The 26175-nt window shown below is 44.8% G+C and carries 23 protein-coding genes; 9 read left to right on the forward strand and 14 right to left on the reverse strand.

The features are described 5' to 3' along the window. The first annotated feature begins 11 nt into the window (after positions 1-11). From fdnG to PHX29_03095, 4 genes are all read left to right on the forward strand, one after another. Positions 12-3053, forward strand: coding sequence for a formate dehydrogenase-N subunit alpha (gene fdnG, locus PHX29_03080; protein MDD5604879.1), 3042 nt, complete (start codon positions 12-14; stop codon positions 3051-3053). A 211-nt stretch (positions 3054-3264) separates the two neighbouring features. Continuing rightward, positions 3265-4032, forward strand: a complete 768-nt coding sequence (locus PHX29_03085; protein ID MDD5604880.1) for a formate dehydrogenase accessory protein FdhE — start codon at positions 3265-3267, stop codon at positions 4030-4032. Between the two features lie 147 nt (positions 4033-4179). After that, positions 4180-4719 carry a formylmethanofuran dehydrogenase subunit E family protein gene (locus PHX29_03090; protein ID MDD5604881.1) on the forward strand — a complete coding sequence of 180 codons (540 nt, stop codon included), beginning with the start codon at positions 4180-4182 and terminating at the stop codon, positions 4717-4719. A gap of 569 nt (positions 4720-5288) precedes the next feature. Then, entirely contained in the window at positions 5289-5438 is a 150-nt protein-coding gene (locus tag PHX29_03095; GenBank protein ID MDD5604882.1) for a hypothetical protein, read from the forward strand. A 125-nt stretch (positions 5439-5563) separates the two neighbouring features. Here the strand turns inward: PHX29_03095 and PHX29_03100 are convergent, their stop codons facing one another. From PHX29_03100 to PHX29_03110, 3 genes are all read right to left on the reverse strand, one after another. Beyond that, the gene (locus tag PHX29_03100) at positions 5564-6094 is read right to left on the reverse strand and encodes a zinc ribbon domain-containing protein (GenBank protein MDD5604883.1); all 531 of its coding nucleotides are present in this window, start codon (positions 6092-6094) and stop codon (positions 5564-5566) included. An 84-nt stretch (positions 6095-6178) separates the two neighbouring features. Further along, positions 6179-6865, reverse strand: a complete 687-nt coding sequence (locus PHX29_03105; GenBank protein MDD5604884.1) for an anaerobic ribonucleoside-triphosphate reductase activating protein — start codon at positions 6863-6865, stop codon at positions 6179-6181. Positions 6866-6871: 6 nt separating this feature from the next. Then, positions 6872-8995, reverse strand: a complete 2124-nt coding sequence (locus PHX29_03110) for a ribonucleoside triphosphate reductase (GenBank protein ID MDD5604885.1) — start codon at positions 8993-8995, stop codon at positions 6872-6874. A 193-nt stretch (positions 8996-9188) separates the two neighbouring features. On the opposite strand from PHX29_03110, the gene PHX29_03115 reads away from it, so the two are divergent. The 4 genes from PHX29_03115 to ade all read left to right on the forward strand — a co-directional run bounded on the left by PHX29_03115 (position 9189) and on the right by ade (position 13810). Next, positions 9189-9425: a ferrous iron transport protein A gene (locus PHX29_03115; protein ID MDD5604886.1), complete on the forward strand. Its 237-nt coding sequence runs from the start codon at positions 9189-9191 to the stop codon at positions 9423-9425. An 18-nt stretch (positions 9426-9443) separates the two neighbouring features. After that, the gene (gene feoB / locus PHX29_03120) at positions 9444-11474 is read left to right on the forward strand and encodes a ferrous iron transport protein B (GenBank protein ID MDD5604887.1); all 2031 of its coding nucleotides are present in this window, start codon (positions 9444-9446) and stop codon (positions 11472-11474) included. Positions 11475-11561: 87 nt separating this feature from the next. Beyond that, positions 11562-12098, forward strand: a complete 537-nt coding sequence (gene hpt, locus PHX29_03125; protein ID MDD5604888.1) for a hypoxanthine phosphoribosyltransferase — start codon at positions 11562-11564, stop codon at positions 12096-12098. After that, positions 12098-13810 (forward strand): adenine deaminase, encoded by a 1713-nt coding sequence (gene ade / locus PHX29_03130; GenBank protein MDD5604889.1) that lies wholly within the window; start codon positions 12098-12100, stop codon positions 13808-13810. The genes hpt and ade overlap by 1 nt, the downstream gene beginning before the upstream one ends. On the opposite strand, the gene PHX29_03135 is transcribed toward ade, so the two are convergent. Genes PHX29_03135 through PHX29_03150 form a run of 4 tightly spaced genes read right to left on the reverse strand, consistent with a single transcriptional unit; the run spans position 13811 to position 17857 of the window. Beyond that, a complete protein-coding gene (locus PHX29_03135; GenBank protein ID MDD5604890.1) occupies positions 13811-14533 on the reverse strand; it encodes a phosphoribosyltransferase family protein in 723 nt (240 codons plus the stop codon). A gap of 11 nt (positions 14534-14544) precedes the next feature. Then, a complete protein-coding gene (locus PHX29_03140; protein ID MDD5604891.1) occupies positions 14545-15807 on the reverse strand; it encodes an exonuclease SbcCD subunit D in 1263 nt (420 codons plus the stop codon). 3 nt (positions 15808-15810) lie between these two features. Beyond that, positions 15811-17172, reverse strand: a complete 1362-nt coding sequence (locus PHX29_03145; GenBank protein ID MDD5604892.1) for a glycine--tRNA ligase — start codon at positions 17170-17172, stop codon at positions 15811-15813. 25 nt (positions 17173-17197) lie between these two features. After that, positions 17198-17857, reverse strand: a complete 660-nt coding sequence (locus tag PHX29_03150) for a hypothetical protein (GenBank protein ID MDD5604893.1) — start codon at positions 17855-17857, stop codon at positions 17198-17200. A gap of 121 nt (positions 17858-17978) precedes the next feature. Here PHX29_03150 and PHX29_03155 point away from each other — a divergent pair, with 121 nt between their 5' ends. Further along, a complete protein-coding gene (locus PHX29_03155; protein MDD5604894.1) occupies positions 17979-18602 on the forward strand; it encodes an MBL fold metallo-hydrolase in 624 nt (207 codons plus the stop codon). Here the strand turns inward: PHX29_03155 and PHX29_03160 are convergent. The 7 genes from PHX29_03160 to PHX29_03190 form a co-directional block, all read right to left on the reverse strand. Then, positions 18599-20638 carry a sodium-translocating pyrophosphatase gene (locus PHX29_03160; GenBank protein MDD5604895.1) on the reverse strand — a complete coding sequence of 680 codons (2040 nt, stop codon included), beginning with the start codon at positions 20636-20638 and terminating at the stop codon, positions 18599-18601. The genes PHX29_03155 and PHX29_03160 overlap by 4 nt on opposite strands. 68 nt (positions 20639-20706) lie before the next feature. Beyond that, the gene (gene thiE, locus PHX29_03165; protein MDD5604896.1) at positions 20707-21777 is read right to left on the reverse strand and encodes a thiamine phosphate synthase; all 1071 of its coding nucleotides are present in this window, start codon (positions 21775-21777) and stop codon (positions 20707-20709) included. Between the two features lie 41 nt (positions 21778-21818). After that, positions 21819-22193, reverse strand: coding sequence for a YraN family protein (locus tag PHX29_03170; GenBank protein ID MDD5604897.1), 375 nt, complete (start codon positions 22191-22193; stop codon positions 21819-21821). Then, entirely contained in the window at positions 22190-22825 is a 636-nt protein-coding gene (locus PHX29_03175) for a ribonuclease HII (GenBank protein ID MDD5604898.1), read from the reverse strand. The genes PHX29_03170 and PHX29_03175 overlap by 4 nt, the downstream gene beginning before the upstream one ends. 6 nt (positions 22826-22831) lie before the next feature. Beyond that, positions 22832-23863 carry a tRNA 2-thiouridine(34) synthase MnmA gene (gene mnmA, locus PHX29_03180; GenBank protein ID MDD5604899.1) on the reverse strand — a complete coding sequence of 344 codons (1032 nt, stop codon included), beginning with the start codon at positions 23861-23863 and terminating at the stop codon, positions 22832-22834. Further along, positions 23863-24498 (reverse strand): dTMP kinase, encoded by a 636-nt coding sequence (tmk, locus tag PHX29_03185; GenBank protein ID MDD5604900.1) that lies wholly within the window; start codon positions 24496-24498, stop codon positions 23863-23865. The genes mnmA and tmk overlap by 1 nt, the downstream gene beginning before the upstream one ends. Beyond that, positions 24495-26030, reverse strand: coding sequence for an AAA family ATPase (locus tag PHX29_03190; protein ID MDD5604901.1), 1536 nt, complete (start codon positions 26028-26030; stop codon positions 24495-24497). The genes tmk and PHX29_03190 overlap by 4 nt, the downstream gene beginning before the upstream one ends. Positions 26031-26175 lie beyond the last annotated feature (145 nt).

Here is a 26175-nt window from a genome sequence, read left to right on the forward strand (position 1 = left end):
TTGGAGGAAATATGTCAATTAATCGTCGAGAATTCTTAAAGGGTTCTGGAAAGGTTTTTGCCGGTGGTTTAGCGTTATCAGCGCTGGGCATCGACGTTCGCCCGATAAGAGTACATGCCAGCAAACTGGAAAAGCTTGAAAAAATTAAGACAAGTGTTCAGACAACTACTACCTGCTGCTATTGCTCGTGCGGGTGTGGGTTGATTTGTAGCACTGATTCTAATGGCGAAATCATCAACATTGAAGGCGATCCTGACCATCCTATCAACGAAGGTGCACTATGCCCCAAGGGTATGAATTTGAAGGAAACCTCGGCTTCCAATCCACATCGCCTGTCAAAGGTGCTCTACCGGGCACCTTACAGTGAAGAATGGGAAGAGAAAGACTGGGATTGGGCGCTGGACCGTATGGCTCGGAAAATTAAAGATATCCGAGACGCGGATTTCATGACTACCAACAGCAAGGGGCAGAATGTCAACCGTGTCGAAAGCCTGGCTTTTCATGGCAGTTCCAATGTTAACAATGAAGAATGCTTCATGATGTACGAATTTGCGAGGTCGCTAGGCCTGGTGTATCTGGATCACCAGGCACGTGTCTGACACGGCCCAACTGTACCGGCTCTGTCAGAGTCGTTTGGGCGTGGCGCAATGACCAACCACTATATTGATCTCAGAAATAGTGATGTATTCCTGGTTCAGGGCAGTAATGTTGCTGAACACCATCCCCTGGCTATGAAATGGATCATGAAAGCAAAAGACAGAGGGGCGAAGATGATACATGTTGACCCCAGATTCACACGTACTTCGTCCAAAGCGGATATTTATGCCCGGCTGCGTTCCGGCACCGATATAGCTTTTCTGGGTGGCATGATCAAGTATATCCTCGACAACGAAAAGTACCATAAGGATTATGTGATTAACTATACCAACGTTTCTCAAATAGTTGGTGATGATTTCGATTTCGAGGATGGGCTTTTCGTTGGTTACAATCCGGAAACCAGGACTTATGACAAATCGAAATGGGCTTATAAATACAATAATGATGGCACCCCGGCAACCGATGCCACCCTACAAAATCCCCGATGTGTTTTCCAACTGCTAAAGGAGCATTATTCGCGTTATGATCTGGCTACAGTTTCTTCCATTACCGGTACTCCGGAAGAGGATTTGCTGAAAGTTTATGAAACTTACTCTTCTACCGGGACAGCTAACAGATCTGGAAGTATTCTTTATGCACTCGGACAAACCCAGCACACAACAGGAGTTCAGAACATACGCACAATGTGTATGATTCAGCTTCTTTTGGGCAATATCGGTATTGCCGGTGGAGGAGTCAATGCCTTGAGAGGAGAGCCAAATGTACAGGGCTCCACTGATTTCGCATTGCTGTATCATTATCTGCCTGGATACTTAAAGGCACCAAAAGCATCACAACCTACTACTGCTAAATACCTGGAAGACAATACTCCAACAACCAAGGTGGCTAAATCAGTCAACTGGTGGCAAAACTACCCCAAGTATTTGATAAGTCTTCTAAAAACCATGTTCGATTCAGCTGCAACTGCAGACAATGATTTTGGCTATGCCTGGTTGCCTAAAATTGATGATACCCAGAAAGCTGACGCATTAACCATGATAGACCACATGTACAAAGGCGGAATCAAAGGGTATATCACTGCTGGCACCGACCCATGTGTGAGCATGCCTAATGCGAATAAGTTGCGCAAAGCTATGGCAAACCTCGATTTATTGATTCATTCAAATATTTTCGATAATGAAACCGCTTCGTTCTGGAAGGGGCCAGGCATGGATCCCAGTCAGGTTAAAACCGAAGTCTTCCTGCTGCCCGCTTCTGCTTCGGTCGAGAAGGATGGAAGCCAGAGCAACAGCGGCCGCTGGATACACTGGAACTACGCCGCAGGCAAAGCTCCAGGAGATGCTATTTCGGTTGGCGAAACATTCTGGAAACTGATGGGCAGGATAAAAGAACTGTACCAGAATGAAGGAGGAGCTTTACCCGAGCCGATAGTAAACCTTAAATGGGACTATGATGAAAATGGAAAGTGGAACGCTCTGAAGGTCTGCAAAGCTATTAATGGTTATTTCCTCAAGGATACCACTGTTAATGGCATTGAGTATAAACAGGGCGACCTTGTGCCCGGGTTCCCCAGTCTGCAGTCTGATGGTTCTACCTCGTCAGCTTTGTGGGTGATGTGCGGGGCATTTACCAAGGATGGCACCAATTTGATGGCCAGACGTGGCAAGGAGGACAAGACCGGTCTAGGTATGTATCATGACTGGGCTTGGTGCTGGCCGATGAATCGCCGCATCATCTACAACCGTGCTTCATGTGATCCGAATGGTAACCCCTGGAACTCTGACAGGGTAGTAGTAAAATGGGAAAATGGAAATTGGGTCGGCGATGTCGTTGATGGCGGTGGAGCACCACTCAACGATCCTAATGGCAAACTGCCGTTTATTATGCAAGCTAATGGTATGGGTTGTTTGTATGGACCTGGACTTGACGATGGTCCGTTCCCCGAACAATACGAGCCTTTGGAAGGGCCTTTTGCCCAGAACATAATGTCAGGCCAGTTGAATAATCCTGTTATCAAACTCTACACTGGCGAAATGGATCAAGTTGCCAACGCCTCACCGGATTATCCAATTGTACTGACTACCTATTCTTGCACGGAACACTGGTGCAGTGGAGCAATTACCAGGTGGCAATCCAACCTGACGGAGCTTATGCCTGAAGCTTATGTGGAAATGAGTGAAGAACTGGCAGCCGAAAAAGACATCAAGAACGGTGAACGGGTAGTACTTGAATCAGCCAGGGGAAAATTGGAAGTAGTTGCCATGGTTACCAAGCGCATGAAACCTATGCAATGCGGCGGCAAGACGATCCATCAGGTAGGTTCAACCTTCAATTATGGTTGGCTGTTCCCCAAGGATTGCGGAGACACCATTAACTTGCTTACCACTAATGTGGGCGATGCCAATGCCCAAACACCAGAATACAAGGCTTGCATGATCAACCTTAAAAAAGCTTAGCAAATAGTTACTGTTAATTGAATATAAATGCGCGTAGCTCTATTTCGTTGAGATTAAAATAGAGCTACGCGTCAGCGGAAGGGTAGTAGTGAACAATCATAAAGACGATGTTAAGCTAATTGGATTAGCTTTCGACGACATAGAAAAAAATACACCTAGTTTGAAGCCAGTTGTAACGGCTTTTCGTGAATTGTTCGTTAGCCGGGCGATTATGAAAGCCGCCATTACCGATATTCCTGGTTTATACATCCCTGAGCCTGATAAAAAAAAGCTATCCCAGGGTTACCCTTGGCTGACCGAACAAAATGTTGCTTCATTGGTTGATCCTTGGGGAAATAACATAATAAGCGTTTCAAATTCAATAGCAGACGCTTTTCCAAAGATTAAACCAGATATGTTGAACCTCGTGAATTCCATAGAGAATGGAGATACTGAGTGGGGCGAATATGTTGTTTCTTTCATCGAAGGTGATGAGGACAACCTTGGATTGTTGGCTGATCAAATTAGAATTCAATCATCATTATTAAAATTTATTCTTTTCAATCTTATTAAACCATTCGTCGAGAAGAGGGTAGAAAACCTCAAAGAAAGTATAAAAGAGATTCCATGGTTTGAGGGATATTGCCCTATATGTGGAGCATTTCCGGAACTTAGCATTTTACAGGGTAAAGAGGGCCAACGATGGCTGAAGTGTTCGTTCTGCGGGTACGATTGGCGGTACGACCGGATGACATGCCCTTTTTGTGGAGAAAAGGATGAGCATAAGGAAGTGCTTTCCATTGACGGAAATGACCATAAATGGGTGGAACTCTGTTCTTTATGCAATAGGTATATCTCAAACATTGATCTCAGAGAAAATAAAAACATGAGAGCGGATATTGCTGCAATTGGAATGATACATTTAGACGCGATAGCTCAGAAGAAAGGATTCATTCCTACGGCTGACTGCAGCTGGAAAGTGATAACACCTCTTTCGTAAAGCTGTATTCATTTTCGCTAACACGGTTAGATGTAAATATTAACAATATGAAAGGCTTCGTAAATAAGAATGATTAATCAGCAAAGCTGCTCTTCGATTAATAGTCAATTAGTAGAAAGATTTGGCTCTTTCACGAGAGAAGAATTTATGGATCGGGCTAAGTCTTTCCACGGTTGCATTTCCCCCGGGGTGCTGGTTGGCGGAATTATGGTTGATAGTGCTATGGAGCTCTTGCCACAAGGCACCTTATTTGATGTCATTTGTGAAACCCGCTCATGTTTGCCTGACGCGGTGCAAATACTGACACCATGCACTATTGGAAATGGATGGCTCCGCATATTGGACTTCGGGCGGTATGCAGTGAGTTTATATGATAAGCATCAAGGTGATGGATTTCGGGTTTTTTTAGATCCGGCTAAGCTAGATCATTGGGACGAAATAAAAACATGGTTTTTAAAATTAAAACTCAAACATGACCAGGACAATGTGCGTTTGAAGGAACAGATTCTAACGGCGGGGAAGGAAATATGCACAATCCAACCGATACACGTTAAAAGTGGCTTCAGAACCAATCGGTCAAAAGGAATAATCAATGTATGCAGCATTTGTGGTGAAGCATATCCAGCGAAAGACGGTTTAATCTGTTTAGGCTGCCAGCAAGAGCTGCCGTTTCGTATTAGAAATTAAAAAGTCCGCCTAAGACAACAGATGCAATACATGTGCTTTTGCAGCACATCCTGTTCTGACCCGTAACAATATTTCATCTTTCCCAATAACAGTTGAATGCTAAAAGAGTACTGTTTGTAAAGCAAGCTATTTGATCCAGATCTAGCATCAGGCACAAGTTTTACTTTCGTAATATAATTTATCATAAAAGATATATTATTATTAATAAAAATGACGCTTTGCTGTTCGAGACATTATACTAACCACAATCTTGGGTAGTGTCCCGTCAAGTGGTGTAAATTGCCACCGGTGATGCATCAGATATCTCAATACGGGAATTCTTTGAGAATCACGAACTGCCTTATATTACCACACCATTCGATATTACGACGCTTCTTTGCAATATCAACGAAATGTTATCCAGGGACTGACCTTATAAATTGTTGTAACAGCTACACTTCTCACGATACTATTCAGTATCAACCTTATTACGATTCCTGTTCTTGAGGAATTCTATATTATCGGATAATAGCCGTATCTCATCTTCGTTTAATTCATCGATCCGGTCAATCCTTGCTCAAGCAGCATCCATGAATGATGTAATTTGGGAGCCGGGCATTTCGCTTTACCGGAGGCAGGCGATAAAAGAACATATAAAAACCAGGCTTGCAGTGATACCGACAATCGCAAGTAAATTGCTGCGAATTATGAAGCTGCGGGTAGAAGAAAACACCCTTTGAATTCTGCTGGCTACCAGGATAACTCTTAATATTCATAACAATCGTAACTAGCGCAAGACGACGGGTATTATATGTATTGCCCCCCTGCAAAGTAAAAAACCACTGCCGGGGTAGCAGCCAGTGAATTAAAAAACGTAAAGTACCAGCAAGGCGACGATAATAATTATAATTATAAGACTTAAACCAACCAGGAGAGCAATTTTAAGGGCACGTTCTTTACGTTTCCAATCATCGCTCATTTCAGTCTGTGCTTCCAGCGCCTGAATTTCTTCAGGAGAAAGATCGGCATACTCTGCCCACTGCCCATAAAGGCGACGCATTTTACGTTCCGAACTGAATAGATAGGTGAGAAAACGGGTTATCTTATCTGCTATTTGCTTGAACCCGGAAGAACCGGCAGGCTGGTCTGAGTAAACCTGGAAATTGTTCGATAACGCTTGTGGGCGTTCCTTTCGTTTGCTCTTTACAGCCAGTTTTTTGCCGCATTTTGGGCAAAATAGCGCACCCGGAACGAGCTCTTGCCCGCAATACGGGCAATAGGCCAAGTTTATAGATGGTTGTATATCATTAAGGTCCTGGCCGCAATAGGGGCAGAACGTTACATCTGAAGCAAACATAGCGCGGTCGATGTGCTCACCGCATTTTGGACATTCCATCCAGACCTCCAGTTGACAGCCAGAATTTGTTCTATTTTAGCACGGACTTGTGAGTAATTGAAGCCGTGTGATAGAACGAGCGGATCAAGTAATTTTACCATCCACACCTTGCTCAATTGCAATCGACAATAATTTTTCCATTTCTGCTTCAGAGTAAGGTTGAATTAAAGTGTAGGCTGGATCAATTGTATTTACCGGTCGATACTGTTGCAAGATTAGTTTTTCGTTTGTGCCCACCAAGCGGCAGATAGAAAGGATTTCATCTGCGCTTACCAGAGAGGGAACACAAGTGGTACGGAATTCATGGGAGACATTTGAGTTCTGTAATAGAGTAATACTTTTTTGTATAGCAGAAACATCGGCTTTTACGCCAGTGGCCTCACGATAACGATGCAAGGCGGTTTTTATATCCATCGCAACATAATCAATTAATCCCTGGTGATTCAGCCGTTCCAAAACGTCAGGCAAGCTTCCATTGGTATCCAGTTTTACCTTGAGACCAAGTCTTCGGATCTGGCGTATAAAATCTTCAAGTTCCGGCCAGAGCGCAGGCTCTCCGCCGGTAATGACGACACCGTCACAAAGGCTTTTGGCTTTTTCAATTCGTTTGAGGATGGTATCAATGGAAAATTCCTCAGCAAGGCCGGGGTGTAAAACCAAGTCAGCATTATGACAGAATGGGCAGCGAAAATTGCAGCCCCCCACAAATACCACCGGGGCAATAAGTCCCGGATAGTCGATCAGCGAGAGGTCTTTATAACCGTTTATCATAAAGGCTCATGCAGCAATGCTTTCCAGCATGTTTTCACTGAAAAGATGTCTTTCTGAAAATTCCTCCTGCTTGCCCTTGTTCCATTGTCGTACCGGGCGAAAATAGCCGACCACTCTGGAGTAGACCTCAGTTTCATGGTTGCAGGTAGGGCATTTGGGATTTTCCCCGTTTAAATAACCATGATTGGGACAGATTGAGAATGTTGGTGTAAGGGTGAAATATGGCAGGCGGAAGTTCCTGGCGGTCTTCATTACCATTTGCTTTGCCATTTCAGGATCGTGGATACGCTCTCCCATAAAGCAATGGAATACGGTGCCTCCGGTATAAATCGTTTGCAATTCATCTTGATGTTTCATAGCGTCCACAAGGTCGATATCGGCATCAACCGGCAACTGGGAAGAATTGGTGTAATAAGGTTCTTTTTCGCCAGCTGATATGATACGACTAAATCTTTCGCGATCTAATTTTGCCAAACGGTATGTAGCACCTTCACCCGGAGTGGATTCCAGATTGTAGAGATTGCCAGTGGTTTCCTGAAATTCGGCTAAAATTGCCTTCATATAATTCAATACCTCTTTGGCAAAAGCCGAACCGGATGATGTTGTGATATCTGTTCCCATGAAATTTAGTATTGCTTCGTTCATGCCTATAAGCCCAATAGTGGAAAAATGGTTAGCCCAATAGCTGCCCAAACGATCTTTTATTGATTGCAAGTAACAGATTGAATATGGGAAAAGCCCTTTCTCGGCCAGTTTATCCAGCGCTTTCCTCTTGATTTCCAGAGAATCCCGTGCAATTTCCATATTGGTACGTAGGCGGGAGAAAAAATCTTCTTTTGTTTTGGATAGATAGCCTATGCGAGGCATGTTGATAGTCACCACGCCCAAGCTGCCGGTAAGCGGATCAGAGCCGAACAGGCCGCCGCCCCTGCGGCGTATCTCCCGCAAGTCCAGTCTGAGACGGCAACACATCGAACGAGCATCCTCCGGTTTAAGGTCGGAATTAAGGAAATTGGCAAAATAGGGAATACCATACTTGGCCGTCATCTGCCAAAGGGCGTCCAAATTGGGATTATCTGGATTAAAACCAGTGGAAATGTTATAGGTTGGAATCGGGAAGGAGAAGATACGGCCCTTGGAGTCGCCCTCGTTCATGATCTCACAGAAAGCTCGGTTTATCATATCTATTTCTTGCTGACAATCCCCATATGTATAATCTTGGGGTGTTCCTCCAACTATGGCAGCTTCGTCCTTAAGATAGTTGGGAGGAGTTAAGTCAAATGAAAGGTTGGTAAAAGGTGTTTGGAAACCAACCCTGGTGGGAACATTAAGATTGAATACAAACTCCTGAATTGCCTGGCGCACATCCTTATAGGTAAGGTTGTCGTTTTTAACGAATGGAGCCATAAGAGTATCGAAGTTGGAGAAAGCCTGCGCTCCGGCGGCTTCGCCCTGAAGAGTGAAGAAAAAGTTCACAATCTGGCCAAGAGCGCTTCTCAGGTGTTTTGCCGGACGACTTTCTATTTTGCCGGCGACACCAGCAAATCCGCGAATAATCAAGTCTTTCAAATCCCAGCCGCAGCAATATGGACCAAGGACACCGAGATCATGCAAATGGAAGTCACCAGAAAGATGACTTTCACGAATCTTTTCGTTATAGACGCGGGTAAGCCAATAATAAGCCAGGACATCTGAAGAAAGATATACGTTCAAGCCCTGTAGTGAATAAGTCATATTAGAGTTTTCTTTAACACGCCAATCACTCTCTCGTAGATATTCATCTACCATAGAAACCGCTCCGGCGAGCAGTTTTTTACCATCCCGGATTCTGGCGCGTTGTTCGCGGTAGAGAATATAAGATTTCGCCGCATCTGCGTACCCGTTTTGAATGAGCATCTTTTCTACCAGGTCCTGGACTTCTTCTACGTCTGGTACGCGTCCTTGACGGCAGGTAATTTCAAGAATACCGATGACATCGTTAGCCACCCTCTCTGCCTTGGAAAGGTCGTTATCTCCTACTGCGGCGAGCGCTTTGGTAACGGCTATGTAAATTTTGGATGCATCAAAAGGAACCACGCGTCCGTCACGTTTGGCTATTTTTTCAATCTTGCTTGTCTTAAGGTTGGGCATGCAATTCTCCTTCACTATGAGTTGTTATTGCAACAATATAAACCACAATATATGGGGTTGTCAATAGAAAAATAACACAACATACAGAAAAATTTAAGATACATTGTCTACCAAAACATTATAATCAATATTTGACAAATTGAACAAAAAGGGTATAATTGTTAGCTGAAGCTAACAATGTTGGGGTATATAAATGGCGCTCAAAACTTTAAATGAATTGCAACCAGGAGAAAAAGGCAGGGTGATATCAATTGGCCTGAAGGGAAAATTCCGTCTTAAACTTATGGATATGGGATTGGTAAAGGGTGTCGAGATTGCTGTATTAGGTATTGCGCCGTTGGGGGATCCCATGGAAGTTAAACTAAAAGGCTTTAACTTGAGCATAAGAAAACAGGAAGCAGCCTTCATTAAAGTAGAAACCTCGGAATAGAAAGGAAAAAACTCAAATTTGGAAGGCTCAGTTTTAAATCAAGAATCGGTAGTAATAGCCCTGCTGGGCAACCCCAATTCTGGGAAAACCACGTTATTCAATAATCTTACCGGCTCGCATCAATATGTTGGGAACTGGCCGGGAGTTACAGTAGAAAAAAAAGAAGGAGTGTGCCGCTATGGTAGCCAATCTGTAAAAATCGTGGATCTGCCTGGCGTTTACAGTCTTACTGCCTATTCGCCGGATGAGGTAGTCGCACGTAATTTCATCCTCGATGATAATCCGGATATCGTAGTAAACATCGTAGATGGCTCCAACCTCGAGCGACATTTATATTTAACCCTGCAGCTCATGGAAATGGGAGCGCCGGTTATAATGGCGCTCAATATGATGGATGTGGTGGTTGCTCAAAAACATAAAATCGATATCGGCGCTCTTGAAAAACAGCTGGGTATTAAAGTTGTTCCCATGGCGGCAAGCCGCAATGAAGGAACTCTTGAGATAAAAAAAATAATCTGCGGAACTGAAGTGTCGGGGGTTGCTTGCCCGACGCTTAAAATAAATTACGGTCGGGATGTAGAAGCTGAAATAAAAAATCTGATACCGGTTATTGAAAAAAGCTCACTAAACAAGAAATATGCTTCCCGCTGGATAGCGGTTAAACTACTTGAGCATGATAATGAAATAATCGATCGTTTTAAGGAAGCCGATGGGGAAAGCAGCCTCGTTCTACAGACGCTTGAAGAGTCTACCGCTCGTTTAGAAAGTATATATGGAGACGAGGCAGAGACCATAATTGCCGATGCTCGCTACGGGTTCATTTCTGGTTTAATTAAAGATATATACACCCGGCCTTCACATCAGCCGATATCAACCACCGATAAAATAGATCGCGTACTGGTGCATCGTTGGGCGGGTATTCCGATCTTTATTGTATTAATTTTTTTGTTATTCCAATTTGTTTTTAAAGCTTCTGAGCCGCTTATGGCGGTTATCGAGGCAATTTTTGAATGGCTGGGAGATAAATCTGCTGGATTTTCCCCTGGTTGGCTTGGTTCATTAATCAGTGATGGAATAATTGGTGGCCTCGGTACCGTACTGGTATTTATACCGCCGATCTTTCTAATGTTTATCGCCATTGCTATATTGGAAGATACTGGTTATATGGCGCGGGCAGCATTCATAATGGATAGAGCCATGCACAAACTAGGTTTGCATGGGCGAAGCTTTATACCAATGATGCTTGGATTCGGATGTTCGATTCCTGCTGTAATGGCTTGCCGCACCATAGATAATCCCCATGATCGGCTTACCACTATTCTTATCAGCCCATTTATGTCCTGCGGGGCAAGGCTTCCAATATATGTGTTATTTGCCGGTGCGTTTTTTCCGCAACACCAGGGCATCGTTCTCTTCTCAATGTATATTATTGGTATCATTATTGCTGTGTTCTTTGCCTTTATATTTCGTAGGACATTGCTCAAGGGGGAATCAGCTCACTTTGTAATGGAGCTGCCCCCTTATCGGATGCCGTCATTAAAGAGTATCTTTATTCATACATGGGAGCGAGGTAAACATTTTCTAAGTCGTGCTGCAACTGTAATTCTTGGTGCTGTAATTATCATATGGTTGCTCGGCAGTCTTCCATGGGGTGTAGAATATGCCAGCCAGGATAGTGTATTAGGTACAATTGGAGGCTGGATAGCACCGCTTCTTGCGCCAGCTGGAATTGGCCACTGGGCAATTGCTGTAAGCCTAATAACCGGTTTCGTTGCCAAAGAGGTAGTAGTAGCTACACTTGGCGCCATATTACTTACGGGGAGTGGAGTACTTGGGGATGCATTGGTCAGCCAGCTCGGCTGGGGGCCTCTAAATGCTTATGCTTTTATGGTGTTTTGTTTGTTATACATACCATGTATCGCAACTATATCTGTAATACGCAGTGAAACCGGCACCTGGAGATGGGCTGCGTTTTCGGCTGGTTACACAATTGCGGTAGCATGGATTGTCTCTACTCTGATATATCAGGTTGGCAATTTGTTCGTGTAATAAAGATGGAATGATTGTTGTTAAAACGCCCAGTTTCAGTTTATGATGGACACTTGGGCGTTTTAACATTTATAATGGCTTATACTAATGAATATAGGTAATATAGAAAAAGACAACGTATTTGCCGATTCAAGCGAAATTGAAGCAGCAGTCGAAAGGCTGGCAGTCCGTATCAGGCAGGATTATAAAAATAAAAAAATACTTCTTATTGGCGTGTTAAAAGGAAGTTTTATTTTTCTTGCTGATCTAGCAAGAAAAATGGAAATCGATACAGAAATAGATTTTATTGGACTATCAAGCTATGGAAAGAACCGGATCAGTTCTGGTTCAGTTAGACTGTATTACGAGCCGAAAATCGAAGTTGCCGGGCGAGATGTGGTTTTGGTAGAAGACATCGTTGATACTGGGCTTTCTACTGCCTTTGCTATCAATTATCTAAACAATCGAAAAGCAAAAAGTATAAAACTGTGCGCTTTGCTAGATAAAAAATGTCGAAGGGAAGTAGAAGTCAACATAGATTACACTGGTTTTATTGCGCCGGACCGGTTTCTGGTGGGATACGGATTGGACTATAACGAAAGTTATCGTAATTTACGTAATATAATAATTTTAGGAGAGGAATAATGGCAGAAAAGAACCTCAAAAGACTGATAAGTGTAGCAAAAGGAGATCAACCAGCAGATTTGGTGATAACCAACGCCAAAATCATAAATGTATTTAATGGCGAGATAGAAGAAGGCAACATTGCTATTGCAGATGAGTATATTGCCGGAATAGGAGATTACACGCTAGGCAAGGATGTAGCCGATGTACAGGGTAAATATGTCATCCCCGGATACATCAATGCTCATGTTCATATAGAAAGTTCGATGATCGATATAGCTGAATATTCTTTAACGGTGGTACCGAGAGGGACGCTGGGAATAGTAACAGATCTGCACGAATTGAGTAATGTGCTCGGAATCGAGGCATTCAACTACGTTATTCAGGTATGCAATAAATTGCCGCTAGATTTTTATTTAATGGCGCCAAGCTGCGTGCCATCGACCAATTTAGAGACTGGTGGCGCCATAATCGATACAAGCGCCTTGGAAGAAATTTTAAAAAAACCGGGAGTGCTTGGGCTGGGTGAAATGATGAATTATCCCGGAGTTATTAATAAAGATGAAAATGTACTTAATAAACTCAGCATGTTCCAGGGGCGACTTATTGATGGCCATGCTCCAGGGCTTGGCGGTAAAGATCTTTCTGCATATATATCCGCTGGTATCTATTCCGATCACGAATGTGTGACTGTTGATGAAGCCAAAGAGAAACTGGCAAGAGGGATGTATATTATGATGCGCGAAGGCTCAAGTGAAAAGAACCTTGAAGCGCTCTTGCCCTTGGTGAATGATAAGAACTTTCACCGTTGTATGCTGGTCACTGATGACCGCAATGTGTTCTCCCTTAAACAGGAAGGCGATATGGATTGGGTTGTATATCGGGCAGTTTCATTGGGGATGGATCCGGTACGAGCCATTCAGATGGCGACCATAAATCCTGCGCAATACCTGGGGTTGAGGGATGTAGGTGCAATAGCCCCCGGATATTACGCTAATCTGATAACTTTATCTGATCTTGAAATCATGGAAACTGAAGAAGTATTTTATCGAGGATATCTGGTAGGCGTTGGAAAAGAGCCTAACTTCACGCCCCAGGTACCCCGAGTTTCCCAGCCGATTGATACCATCCATATAAAAGAAATTAAAGCGGATGACCTGGCTTTGAAATCGAGCGGTGGCGAGATGCCGGTTATAAACATTGTACCGGGACAAATTATCACAAAAAAGACCATGGAAACACCTAAAATTGAAAACGGTTTGGTGATAGCTGATACAAGCCGAGATATTTTAAAAATCGCTGTGGTTGAAAGGCACAAAGCAACAGGAAATATTGGCATTGGGCTTGTGAAAGGATTTGGATTACAAAAAGGTGCGATTGCTTCGTCAGTATCACACGATTCGCATAATATCGTTGCAATTGGTACTAATGATCAAGACCTTGTTGCAGCCATACGGGAAATCGAGCTTATGCAAGGCGGCCTGGTCATGGTATTAAATGGCGCGGCTATCGGAAAAATGGAATTGCCACTTGCCGGGATTCTTTCACTTGAGCCGGCAGAGGAAGCCGCCGGGCAGTTAAATGATATAGAAACGTTGGTTAAAGTGATGGGAGTCAGTATAGAATCTCCCTTCACTGTACTATCTTTTATGGCGCTGCCGGTTATACCTGAAATCAGGATCACTGATAAAGGTATAATAGACGTAGATAAATTTGAAATTATCTCCGGATAGCTAATAACCAGAAGGCGGAACGTGGTGATTGCGACGGTCGGTGTCAATGCTGGTTTGGTACCTGCGGCGGTGCCATTCCTGGTAGCACTCAAGACCTTCGCGGTCATTTAGAACGTTCCAGTAACGATAATAATCGGATACATAAAACCGGGGTGAATAATCAGTAACTACGGTTATAACCCTGTCGGCAACCTTTTCTACCTGTTTTACCGCCATGGCAGAAGCTACTGGTACGGCTGCTATTACCATCTTGGGTTTTTTTCTTCTCACTGATTCGATTGCGGCCATCATCGTATATCCGGAAGCCAGGCCATCATCTACCAGTACTGCAATCTTGGAAGTGAGAACCGAAACCGGCCTCGAAGAGCGGTAGATGATACTTCTTTGCTGGATGTCATTGCGCACTCGGCTGACCTGGTAATTGATTTGAGACTCGTTCAGATTAATACGCTTTAGAACATCTGGGTTGAGTATCACAGTGCCGTCATCTGTTACAGCACCAAATCCTCCTTCAGGGGCAAGAGGAATGGGGATCTTGCGGGATATTATCAAATCCAGTGTTGCATTAAGCTCCAGGGCTACATGGTGTGCGACTGGTATCCCTCCATTGGGTATCGCCAGCACGACTACCGGCTGTTTTTTAAACTCACCCAATTTTTCGGAAAGTTTTTTGCCGGCATCATAGCGGTTTTCAAAAATTGGCCTGGTACCCGGTAGATGCATTCAAGACCTCTTTATTGTGTAATTTTACCAGAAACCTCTTCAATGAGGCTGGTGCCGTAATGAATTAATTGCTCTTTGGTTTCTGCGTCACAGTTTGAAACATCTAGCCATGCTCGTAACGCGTCCACAGGAGTAAGTGCTTCGGCGGAAACATTGGTGCCCAATCGGGAGCGAACTGAACGGATAACCTTTTTGGCTATGCTTGTATAATGAGCCGGTCTGAGAGCAGTGCGTATTTCTGAATCTCGAAGTAGTCCTTCTGCATCCTGAGGTATCGTAACTTCAAGGCGGACGATAGCGTCTGCCATGTCTGCAGACGCTTGGGCAATTTGTGCAAGTATTGTTTGTGTGGGATCGATATCATCGGGAGATATATCCGCACTGATAGTTAAAAAACGGCGTCCAGATATCGGTTGGAAATGATATTTGGTGTTTCGGGTCCCGTCATCACGGCGAGAAATATCAACTACAAAAAAACCTTTTTCATCGTCGGTATCGCTAAAATCCAGCTTGACCAGCGAGCCAGGATAAACAATCGGGGGCTTTTCGTTCAATATCTGACGGCGATGAATATGACCCAGGGCAACGTAATCAATTCCCGGTAAGATTAAATTACTGAGCAACAGGTGTGGCTCTCGGCCAATAGTAGAACCTTTTTCTGAACCGGTTCTTGCGCCTTCCACCCATACATGTGAAGCAAGTACTGCCGGGAGGTTTAAATCCAGTTTGGCATGGTTTTCCAATATTGCATGGGTTAGCAATAGCTCCATTTTTTGGAACAGAGAAGCCATATCAAGATTCTTTACCTTTTCCATTTTCATAAGATTGGAACGACGCAGCCAGGGAAGCGAAAGAATCTGCACTGGCCCACCTGTTGTTTCAATGCGATCAAGGCCGGGCTTGCTAACAACATGAACGTTGTCTACTTCGAGTGTATCGAATATTTCGGTAGCGGTGGCGCGGTTGAGCGCGTTAGGCAAATCGTGATTGCCGGTGAGAATAAACGTGGTTATTTTAGCTTCTGAGAGCCGTTTTATGCGTTTGGCAAATTCTCTTTGCTGGGTAGGATTTGGTGAGCGGTCTTTGTACGCATCACCGCAAAACAATACCAAATCAACCCCGTTCTCAATCGCAAAGTCTACCAGGCTGTCGAGCGCACTCAGAACATCCATCATCCGGGATGAGAAACCTGTTTCCGGATCAACTCGGCCATAGGTTTCAACCCCAAGGTGAAGGTCAGCAAAATGGATAAGTTTTAAGGTTTTTTCTGCCATGGTCTAAAAACCCAACCAGTGCTTGCCTCCAGCAGGTAACACCTCGAAAGACTCGCCATTTAGTTTAGCTGCGAGCGTTGAGCAAAGTTTATCTATCGGTAAACGCAATTGGCGCATGGAATCCCGATCGCGCAGTGTCACCGAATTATCTTCCAGGGAGTCAAAATCTATTGTTACACAATATGGGGTACCGATTTCGTCTTGGCGGCGGTAACGGCGACCTATACTTTGAGCATCATCATAAGAGGTAGAAAAACTCTTGCGCAGTGCAGAGTAAACTTTGCGAGCGCAGTCAACTACAGGCTCCTTGCGGCTGAGCGGCAATACAGCTACTTTGTATGGCGCGATGGACGGATGAAGCTTGAGAACGGTGCGGATTTCATCTTTATCTGGTTCCTCGCAGTAAGCATCACAGAGGAGCGCAAGGACGGTACGATCTACTCCACTTGATGGCTCGATAACATAGGGAACGACATGTGTTTTGGATTCTTCATCAAAAAAGGTAAGATCGTTACCGCTGTGAGCGGCGTGTTGCTTGAGGTCAAAATCGGCACGGTTGGCAATGCCCTCAAGTTCGCTCCAACCCATCGGGAACAGATATTCAATATCGTAACAGTCCTTGGCATAATGAGCCAGTTCATCCTTGCGGTGTTGCCTGAGCTTGAGGTTTTCTTTTCTAATACCAATACTGGTAAACCAGTTAAGTCTTTCTTCAAGCCAAAATTTAAACCAGGTTTCATCATCTCCTGGTTTTACAAAAAACTCAATTTCCATCTGCTCGAACTCACGGGAGCGGAAGATGAAGTTGCCAGTGGTAATCTCATTACGAAAGGATTTACCGATTTGACCTATACCAAAGGGTAGCTTTTTACGCGTAGTATTTAAAACATTAGCAAAGTTGACGAAAATCCCCTGAGCGGTTTCCGGCCTGAGATAGGCAATGGAAGCCTGGTCTTCAACCGGGCCGATATATGTTTTAAACATCAAATTAAATTGTCGAGGCTGGGTAAGTTTGCCGCCACAATTAGGACAATTTTCGGTTGTAAGGTGGTCTGCACGAAAGCGTTGTTTGCAGTCCATGCAGTCAACCAGTGGATCGCTGAAACCGCTAACATGACCGCTAGCTTCCCAAACCTTTGGATGCATGATTATGCTGGTATCAAGGCCAACCATATCATCCCGATTGTGAATCATTGCTTGCCACCAGGCGTTTTTTACATTACGTTTAACCTCTACACCTAATGGGCCATAATCCCAGCAACTGGAAAGCCCTCCATAAATTTCGCTCGAGGGAAAAATAAACCCGCGCCTGCGGGCTAGGGAAACAATTTTATCCATGCTTACTTTATTGTTGTTATCTTCCACGTATTTATATGTACTCCTGGCATAATTATTCGATCTTGCTGTGCATTATATTATAGAACCGCCAGCATAAGAAAATACCTCCAATCACCATGGTCATAATGGCGAATATCCACACTGGCAGCAAGTGAAAACTGAAAACATCGTAAATGAAAATATCAAAGGATATATAGGCTGCGATCAGCTGGGGAAGGACTATCATATTAGCTGCAACAGAAATAACCTTTTGGGACTGGCGCCCAGCTGATTCTGGCATGGCCAAACGATTAATAAAGCTTTTAACGGCGGTACCGACGAACCATCCAATTGTTATGAACAGAAGTTGTACCAGTAAAGAACCAGCTATTACAAGGGATGCGCCGGCATAATTGGCCGGCTCACCGGCATCACTGAAACGGAAGGCTGGTTCTGCTGATAGCTGGGGGAGCAACGCCAGGGTGAAAGCAAGGCAGGTGGCGCCAATGGCAAGTAAAGGGACAATCTGCCTGAAACCAAAATAGGCTCGGTAAATAGGTTCCGGAGCTTTCGGTATATTGAGTTCCGGTTGTTCTGTCTTTGATTGCTCAGGTGGTGCTGCAGCACGGCTTTTGTTAAGAAAATACTGGAAAAGAACGACTGTAGCAAAAAACCCGCCAAAAACAACTATTGCTCCACCAATGAGTATGATAAGTACAGTGCTGGTATTCATAATAATAACAGGTTGTTTAAAGATACCAGCTTTATACAGTCAGTGTCAAAGAAAATTCAATTTGATCCATCGCTGAAACCGGTGTTATCATCAACGGCAAATAGAGCAGGGGAGATGGTATATGTTCATAGAGAGTTTGGTTGTTGGTGCATTCGGCGCCAATTGTTATTTACTCAAGTGTGAGTGTTCCGGGAAAGGGATCGTAATTGATCCCGGGGATGAGGTGCAACGTATTATTAAAAAGACCCGGCAGATGAATATGCAAGTTGAAAAAATCGTGCTAACACATGGCCATCCGGATCATTGCGCCGGTGTTAAAGAATTAAAAGAAAACACCAAAGCTTTAATTGCAATGCACGCGGGTGACTTGGAAATAGTCAATAGTCGATTATTACGTATGATGCTGGGCATAAAAGATAACACAAAAATTGAACCGGACGAATTACTTGTCGATGGGAACGTTATTAAAGTTGGCAGTATCGAATTTGTAGTTATTCATACACCTGGCCACTCACAGGGAAGCATTTGTTTAAAGAGTGAAGGAATTTTGTTTACTGGCGATTTGCTTTTTTCTGGAGGTATCGGCAGATGTGATTTACCTGGCGGTGACCAAAATCAGATCACAGAAAGCCTGCACAAGGTTATGAAGATGGACCCATCAATAAAAGTTTACCCCGGCCATGGCCCCAGTACTACGATTGAGGCCGAAAGCCGGGGTAATATTTATCTTGATGGTTGGGTTTAGAAAAGCCCGCCAAAGCTGGCAATTACCGGAGCAAGAACCACCGAGATTATACTTATCAGCTTGATCATGATGTTGAGAGCTGGGCCAGAAGTGTCCTTCATTGGGTCACCCACGGTATCTCCAACTACTGCCGCTTTATGAGCTGCTGATCCCTTGCCGCCATAAGCACCAGTCTCAATCCACTTTTTGGCATTATCCCAGGATCCACCAGCATTGGCAAACGTGATTGCCAGGATAAGACCTGTAGAAATAGCCCCGCCGAGGAACCCTCCCAAGGCTACTGGGCCAAGAACAATGCCCACCACTACCGGGGAGAGAATGGTTATCAAGCCCGGCATTACCATTTTCTTAATGGAATCTTTGGTGCAAATATCTACACATTTTGCATATTCTGGCTTGCCAGTCCCTTCCATGAGGCCGGGAATTTCTTTGAATTGACGTCGAACTTCATTAACGATAGAGAAACTGGTTTTGCCTACTGCATCCATAGTTAATGCGCAGAATATGGCTGGCAGGAGTGCCCCAAGAAACATACCAACCAACACTTCTGGTTGAAGAAGGTTGATTCCTTCAGCAGTAATGCCGACAGTTTCTGCATACGCAAACAGTAGCGCCAGAGACGTTAGACCAGCTGCGCCAATAGCAAAACCTTTACCAGTAGCAGCGGTTGTGTTACCAAGGGAATCCAGAGCATCAGTGCGTTCGCGGATCTCATGAGGAAGCCCGCTCATTTCAACAATGCCGCCTGCATTATCCGCAATTGGTCCATATGCATCGGTGGCATCCTGAATACCCAGAGTTGACAGCATACCTACGCCGGCGATAGCTACACCGTATATATCACCAAGCTTGTAGGCCGCTATAACTGCAATCCCAATAATAATTATAGGCGGCAATACGCTGAGGAGACCATTGCCAAAACCGGCGATGATATTTGTGCCTGCGCCGGTTTGTGAAGCTTCTGCAATCTTAAGAGTCGGTTTGTATACATAAGAAGTAAAATAGTTGGTGCTTTCGCCAATCAGAATCCCGGCGACAAGGCCTATGATAATCGCCCAGAATATTCTAATATCGGCATCCAGCAGCCAGACTGCCAGGTAAGAAAAGCCGGCAGCCAGGACTGAGCTTACAATAGTACCGCGACGCAATGCGTTTAACAGGGCGGTCATTTCCAGTTTTTCTCCAACACGAATGAAGAATATACCAATAATGGATGCCAGGATACCGCCGGCCGAAACCAAAAGCGGAAGGAACCAGCCAGCTTCCTGAGTGGGAACAAGCGCTTTTTCAAGCGCTGGAGACATTACTGCAATACTTGCCAGGGCAGAAGTGGCGATGATTGAGCTGACATACGATTCAAAAAGATCAGCTCCCATACCTGCAACATCACCAACGTTATCGCCAACGAAGTCTGCAATAACAGCTGCGTTGCGGGGATCATCCTCTGGTATGTTTGATTCCACTTTACCAACTATATCGGCTCCGGTGTCAGCTGCCTTGGTATAAATACCACCACCAACACGGGCAAATATAGCTACCGAGGAAGCACCGAAGCCAAAACCGGGAATTATCTGGGTAAAATCGGCATTACCGTTGAATGCAAAATAAAGGGCTGTAAGCCCCAGCATGCCAATACCGACAACGCTCATACCCATTACCGCGCCAGCGCGGAAGGATACCTTGAGGCCATGGTTTAAACCATGCTGAACGGCAGTGGCGGTGCGCGAATTTGACCGAATGGCGATACTCATGCCGATAAAACCAGCCAAGCCGGAACAAACCGCTCCAAAAATAAAACTGATGGCAACCCACCATCCAAGCATTGGTACGAAACCCAGGATAAGTGTTACCGCAACCACGAAAACTGCCAGTACTCGGTATTCTCTTCCTAAAAAGGCGAGAGCGCCTTCTTTAATGGCAGCAGAAATATCGCGGACTGCTTTCGTGCCCTGGGGCTGTTTTAGCACGAACTGAGCCATCAGGCCGGCTACAATAACCCCTAATAGACCCGCTGATAATGCAATAACCAGCTCCAAATTAATCCTCCTTAAATAATATATATTCTAATAACCCGGAATAGTTAAGGTATTTTCCAGGTTAATGTTTAGCTTATAGTAGACTGGTTGAACCTTTTCGACAACTCCCTGGCTACCTGATCAGGCTCCGGGGAAAGTGTAACCGAAGATATCACCGCTACGGCGTCTGTGCCAGCTTCAATAACAAGAGCTATATTATCTATGTTTATGCCACCGATAGCAACTATAGGGATTGAAACAGCGTTGCGAATAGCCCGGAAGGCGTTGAGCCCGATTGGGGGGCAAGCTTTGCTATGAGTTTCAAATATTGCTTGCGGGGAAATGTAATCGGCACCATTCTGTTCTGCCTTCTTTGCCTGCTCAACAGAATCCACCGAAACTCCGATAATGGTATCGATTGGCAGGTGTTTCCGAGCTATGGATAATGGAATATCTTCCTGACCTAGGTGCAGCCCTCCGGCACCGCTTGCCAGAGCAATATCAAGATGATCATTAATAACAAGCATGGCGTTATTGGAATCACATAATTTTACCAGAGAGCAAGCTAGTTTCAGGAATTTGCCGCCCGGCATATTTTTCTCCCGCAACTGGATGGTTTTTACACCGGCTTCAAGGAGCATTTTAGCCATATCCATATGGCTTCGTCCGCCCAGTAGGGTAGAATCGAGAATTACATAAAGACCTTTTATCCGACTTTGCTTTTGTCTGCGTAATATACGAGAGACTATGTCTTTCTCAAGGCTGTAGAGCTTAAAACGCATATTTTCAAAAGTACTGCTTTTCATATTGGAGTCTGGTAGTCTGGCAATTTCTTCTATGGTCCGAAGAGCTTGTTCGCAACGGCGAGCATTGGCAGTAACGATTGAAAATATATCTCCATGCTCAGCCGAGCCACCACCAGAACTAACCTGACCGACATCGTTTTGTGAATCACGCTTAGACAGCAATACTGGCCGAAAAGGTATAGACAGCTCAAGTCCGTGACGTATATTTTTAAGCTCATGAGTGAGCTCTGCTTCGTTTAAGACCATCCGAGCGACGTCTTCGAGAACCCTTAAACCTTCGGCGGCACGGTTTAAGCTGGCATCAAGCATCCTGAATATACCAGAGGGTAAATTTATACCGTATTCTTCATTCATAGTAGTAAAGTCAATTATTTTAACATAAATAGAGTTATAGACTAAAAACCGTCGGGTCGTTCGATGGCACCGGGTATGTGAGTGATGCGGGGATTAGTTTCTTCTTGCGAAAACAACACGCCGATTGCGTCTATTCGCCAGTCCTCAGGGGAATTCGGATACTGGTTTATATAGCCTTCAGCTACTTTGATGAGCTTGGATGATTTGGTGCGGGTTATTGATTCGAGAGGCAATCCGAATCCCTTGCCAGTTTTGCTTCTCACTTCTACAAATACCAGGGTAGAGCCGTGCATAGCAACGATATCAATTTCCCCGATACTATTACGGTAATTCGTGTGAAGTATACAATAGCCCTTACGGGAAAGGTACTTCGCAGCAATTTTTTCTGCTAGTGCTCCAGTTTCCTTTGAAGTCATGACTCCATACCAAGCTGAGGTTTTAACGGACGAAAAGAAATTCGATGAATCGGACAGGGGCCTCGTTTCTTCAAGGCTTCCAAATGCTCGTGTGTCGGATAGCCTTTGTTGCGGCAGAAGCCGTAACCGGGATACCGTTCATCCATTTCTTCCATCAAACGGTCGCGAGCAACCTTGGCTAGAATAGACGCACAAGCGATTGAATAAGAAAGGCTATCTCCCCGGGTGATGCCTCGCTGAGGGAGATTGACTTCCGGTAGTCTGAAATAATCAACCAGAATCGCCTGGGGTGGCGGTTTAAGCAGGCTAACGGCTTTTTTCATGGCGAGACGGGCAGCGCGGGCGATGCCGAAACTGTCAATTTCTGCGCTGGAAACCATCCCTACTCCCCAGCTTATGGCTTCTCGTTGAATAATGCTTTCTAATTTTTGACGCATTCTGGCGCTGACAAGCTTGGAGTCCTGCACATCTGCAAGCCAGGGATGGATAGCAGAAAGATCCAGAATCACTGCACCAGCAGCCACAGGGCCTGCAAGGGGAGCACGGCCGGCTTCGTCAATACCAGCTATCAGGCTAAAGCCTTGTTTGGTGAAAAGGTATTCGTAATGGTAACTTGGATTGTTTTTTGCCATTGCATCTTACGCTCGGATTATACCACCGCCCAGCAGCTCGTCTCCATAGTAAAAAACAATACTCTGGCCCGGAGTTACTGCCTTGACCGGAGAAGCAAACTCTACCTCGAGGATGTCTGCACTGGGTACAAGATTTACCGGTGTCTCCGTTGAACCGTATCTTATTTTTGCAGTTATGTCCAATTTATTGTGGGGAAAAGAACCTGAAATCCAATTGATCGAATCAGCAAACAGCCGGGTTTTTCTAAGATAACTCTCGGGGCCGATAATAATGCTGTTGGCAGCTTGATCTATTTCAACTACGTAAAGCTTTTCAGCTTGCCCAAAATTGAGGCCCTGGCGTTGGCCGATAGTATAATTGGATATTCCTGAGTGAACTCCAAGTTCCTGGCCTGAAATGTCGTAAACTTTTCCGGGTAACGTGGAAAGGCGAGAGCTTAGAAATGTACGATAGTTAGCGCCGGACATAAAGCAGATATCTTGACTTCCTTCGTTAACCGGTACCGGGAGGGAAAGCTCTTTGGCAAGTATTGCAACTTCTCTTTTATACAGATTGCCAATCGGGAAGAGCAAACTGGGTAAAATACCTGACTTGAGAGTGTAAAGAAAATAGGTTTGATCCTTAAACGTATCGATAGCTTTACATAAACTTAAACCGGAATCATGTTTTACGATGCGGGCATAATGGCCAGTGGCAAGAAAGTCGACACCTATCTGCTTAACATAGTCGAGGAGTAAGCCAAATTTCAGGTAATAATTACAGGCAACGCAAGGGTTTGGAGTTTTTCCAGATGTGTAATGCTGGCAAAAGGGCGTTACAACCTTTTCTTCGAAAGCCGCCGAAAAATCTATAACATGATGAGGGATGTTCAGTGTGCTGGCAACTGAACGGGCATTATCGATGACTGATTTTGCGCTCGAATTAGTGAGGTGCATGGTAACACCCACAACCTGATAACCCTGTTTTATTAAAAGAGCTGCGCAAACGGCAGAATCCAATCCTCCGCTGATTGCTACAGCAACTTTTCTGCCGGACATTATTCCTCTGTGGTTTCGAGCAGCAAGGTTACTTTTTCGGTGATAATACTCGTGATAATATCTACCTCAAGGGTGCCATCAATCACCATCCATCGTTCAGGCTCATTTTCTGCCAGTTCCAGATAACCTGCTCTTAGCTTGCGATGGAAAGCAGATTTTTCCGATTCGAACCGATCGCTTGTTTTTTTCCGCCGGAGGTTGGCTACTTCCAGCGGGATATCGAGTAATATTGAAAGATCTGCCTGGCATCCTTGCAAGGCAATGTCGTTTACTTGTCGTATCAATTCAAGATCAAGGCCACGGCCGTAACCCTGATAAACAAGCGTAGAATCGGTGAAACGATCTACAATCACAATAGAACCTTCTGCCAATGCCGGTTTTATTGTATCTTGCACCAGTTGAGCGCGTGAGGCGTTGAAAAGAAAAAGTTCAGTAATTGGGCTCAGATCAGTAGTGTTGTGCCATTTTACCAGACGGCTGATTTCTTCCCCAAGTGGCGTTGAGCCGGGTTCATGTAAAAGAAGTACCTTTCTATCAGCGCTTTTCAAATATTCGTGCAGACGCTTTGATTGCAGGGTTTTTCCGCAACCATCAAGGCCTTCGAAGGTAATAAAAAAAGAAGCTGGTTTGTTCATTGACCTGCCCCTCGGGTAATACGCACCCTTCTCCGTGGTTCGCTTCCCACACTATGGCTCGCAAGATGATTTCTTTCTGCAATCAGATGTTGCAAACGCCTTATATACGAACTGCGCGGGCTGAGTTCTATTTCATCTTCGCCACTTATTAACCGGGATACTGCTTCTTCAGCTTCACGGATTGCAATTTCTGTAATCGGTAGCTCCTCTGTAATGTGGCTTCTTTTATCAAGTGTAAGTAAAAACTGCCTAAACTGGGAGCTGGAGTGTTTTCTTAGCACATAGATAGGGATATTAGCCGCTTCAGCATCACGTATTTTTTGCGGTTTGCGCTGGTAGTAGCTTTTTGAGGTAACCAGGATATCGGCCTGGGATAGATTGCTCACAATATTCATCGGAATGTGAAGCTCTCGAGCGGTTGCTTCGAGTCTTTCACGGTTAACGCCAAACAAATACATTCCCGGAATAGCCTGGTCAGGTACAGGGATTGAGGGAGTTTTTGAGGTGCCTCTATGAGGAGTCCTGGCTGGCTCGATGTGTTCGATTTTAACCTCATTATTTTCATCTAATGAACGAATTTCCTGGGGGACTTCCTGTCCAGACAATAAGCCGTCTACCGCTACGGTTACGTCGGGATGGACGGCAACAAGGTCACGATCCTGGATTTCTACAATTATATTGAAAGTTGGAGGGGCTTTTCTTTCAAGGATTGTCTTTTGCGTACCGCGTCGTTTGGCTTCTTCGTCACTCAGAGTTACTGCCTGGATACCGCCAATAAGATCTGCGAGGGTTGGATTTAACATAAGGTTTTGCAGTGTATTGCCATGAGCAGTGCCTACCAGCTGAACGCCTCTTTCAGCAATAGTACGTGCAGCGAGAGCTTCCAGCTCTGTGCCAATTTCATCTATGACGATTACTTCTGGCATATGGTTTTCAACAGCTTCTATCATTACGGAATGCTGCATGGTAGGTGTCACAACCTGCATTCTTCTCGCTCTGCCAATTGCGGGATGGGGGATATCCCCATCCCCGGCTATTTCATTCGAGGTGTCAACCACCACTACTCTTTTACCGGCATAATCGGCTAGCACTCGGGCAACTTCACGCAGCATAGTGGTTTTTCCAACACCGGGGCGGCCAAGAAGCAGCACGCTCTTGCCGCTTTGAACGAGGTCTTCTATTACCCTGATTGTGCCAAATACTGCTCTTCCTACGCGGCAGGTTAAACCTACAATTTTCCCTGCCCGGTTACGAATAGCAGAAATACGATGCAGGGTACGTTCAATACCAGCACGGTTATCATCACCGAACGCTCCAATGCGATTGGTTACATAATCAATATCCTCCTGGATTACCTCACGTGCAGATAAATCAATTTCTCGACCGGGAAATCGGGCGCTGGGAGGTCTACCCAGATCCATTACTACTTCAAGCAGGGAATTAATATCATCCTGTTCAACCAGTGGCTTGTGTATATGAGGTGGAAGAATATCTAGCAGGTCAGAAAGATCTTCAGTGGATATTTTATTCAATAATCACATCCTTAAAATATTCTATTACCAACCCCTGTGAGACATACGTTCTTTTTCGTCAAGCTTGCTGACATCCAGCCCGGGCATAGCAGAACCCAGGTTCTTGCTCACTTCGGCAATTATGGCAGCATCCGTGTAGTGGGTG

Source organism: Dehalococcoidales bacterium, from assembly GCA_028717385.1.
Lineage (GTDB): Bacteria > Chloroflexota > Dehalococcoidia > Dehalococcoidales > CSSed11-197 > CSSed11-197.

What these genes read in the sequence shown, in the direction of transcription:
- PHX29_03135 (MDD5604890.1), bottom strand. Translation starts at nt 14,533, where the DNA reads ATGCATCTACCGGGTACCAGGCCAATTTTTGAAAACCGCTATGATGCC.
- thiE (MDD5604896.1), bottom strand. Translation starts at nt 21,777, where the DNA reads ATGAATGAAGAATACGGTATAAATTTACCCTCTGGTATATTCAGGATG.
- PHX29_03140 (MDD5604891.1), bottom strand. Translation starts at nt 15,807, where the DNA reads ATGGCAGAAAAAACCTTAAAACTTATCCATTTTGCTGACCTTCACCTT.
- ade (MDD5604889.1), top strand. Translation starts at nt 12,098, where the DNA reads ATGGCAGAAAAGAACCTCAAAAGACTGATAAGTGTAGCAAAAGGAGAT.
- PHX29_03150 (MDD5604893.1), bottom strand. Translation starts at nt 17,857, where the DNA reads ATGAATACCAGCACTGTACTTATCATACTCATTGGTGGAGCAATAGTT.
- PHX29_03105 (MDD5604884.1), bottom strand. Translation starts at nt 6,865, where the DNA reads ATGATAAACGGTTATAAAGACCTCTCGCTGATCGACTATCCGGGACTT.
- PHX29_03115 (MDD5604886.1), top strand. Translation starts at nt 9,189, where the DNA reads ATGGCGCTCAAAACTTTAAATGAATTGCAACCAGGAGAAAAAGGCAGG.
- hpt (MDD5604888.1), top strand. Translation starts at nt 11,562, where the DNA reads ATGAATATAGGTAATATAGAAAAAGACAACGTATTTGCCGATTCAAGC.
- PHX29_03095 (MDD5604882.1), top strand. Translation starts at nt 5,289, where the DNA reads ATGAATGATGTAATTTGGGAGCCGGGCATTTCGCTTTACCGGAGGCAG.
- PHX29_03085 (MDD5604880.1), top strand. Translation starts at nt 3,265, where the DNA reads ATGAAAGCCGCCATTACCGATATTCCTGGTTTATACATCCCTGAGCCT.
- mnmA (MDD5604899.1), bottom strand. Translation starts at nt 23,863, where the DNA reads ATGTCCGGCAGAAAAGTTGCTGTAGCAATCAGCGGAGGATTGGATTCT.
- PHX29_03110 (MDD5604885.1), bottom strand. Translation starts at nt 8,995, where the DNA reads ATGCCCAACCTTAAGACAAGCAAGATTGAAAAAATAGCCAAACGTGAC.
- tmk (MDD5604900.1), bottom strand. Translation starts at nt 24,498, where the DNA reads ATGAACAAACCAGCTTCTTTTTTTATTACCTTCGAAGGCCTTGATGGT.
- PHX29_03155 (MDD5604894.1), top strand. Translation starts at nt 17,979, where the DNA reads ATGTTCATAGAGAGTTTGGTTGTTGGTGCATTCGGCGCCAATTGTTAT.
- PHX29_03090 (MDD5604881.1), top strand. Translation starts at nt 4,180, where the DNA reads ATGGATCGGGCTAAGTCTTTCCACGGTTGCATTTCCCCCGGGGTGCTG.
- PHX29_03100 (MDD5604883.1), bottom strand. Translation starts at nt 6,094, where the DNA reads ATGGAATGTCCAAAATGCGGTGAGCACATCGACCGCGCTATGTTTGCT.
- PHX29_03170 (MDD5604897.1), bottom strand. Translation starts at nt 22,193, where the DNA reads ATGACTTCAAAGGAAACTGGAGCACTAGCAGAAAAAATTGCTGCGAAG.
- PHX29_03175 (MDD5604898.1), bottom strand. Translation starts at nt 22,825, where the DNA reads ATGGCAAAAAACAATCCAAGTTACCATTACGAATACCTTTTCACCAAA.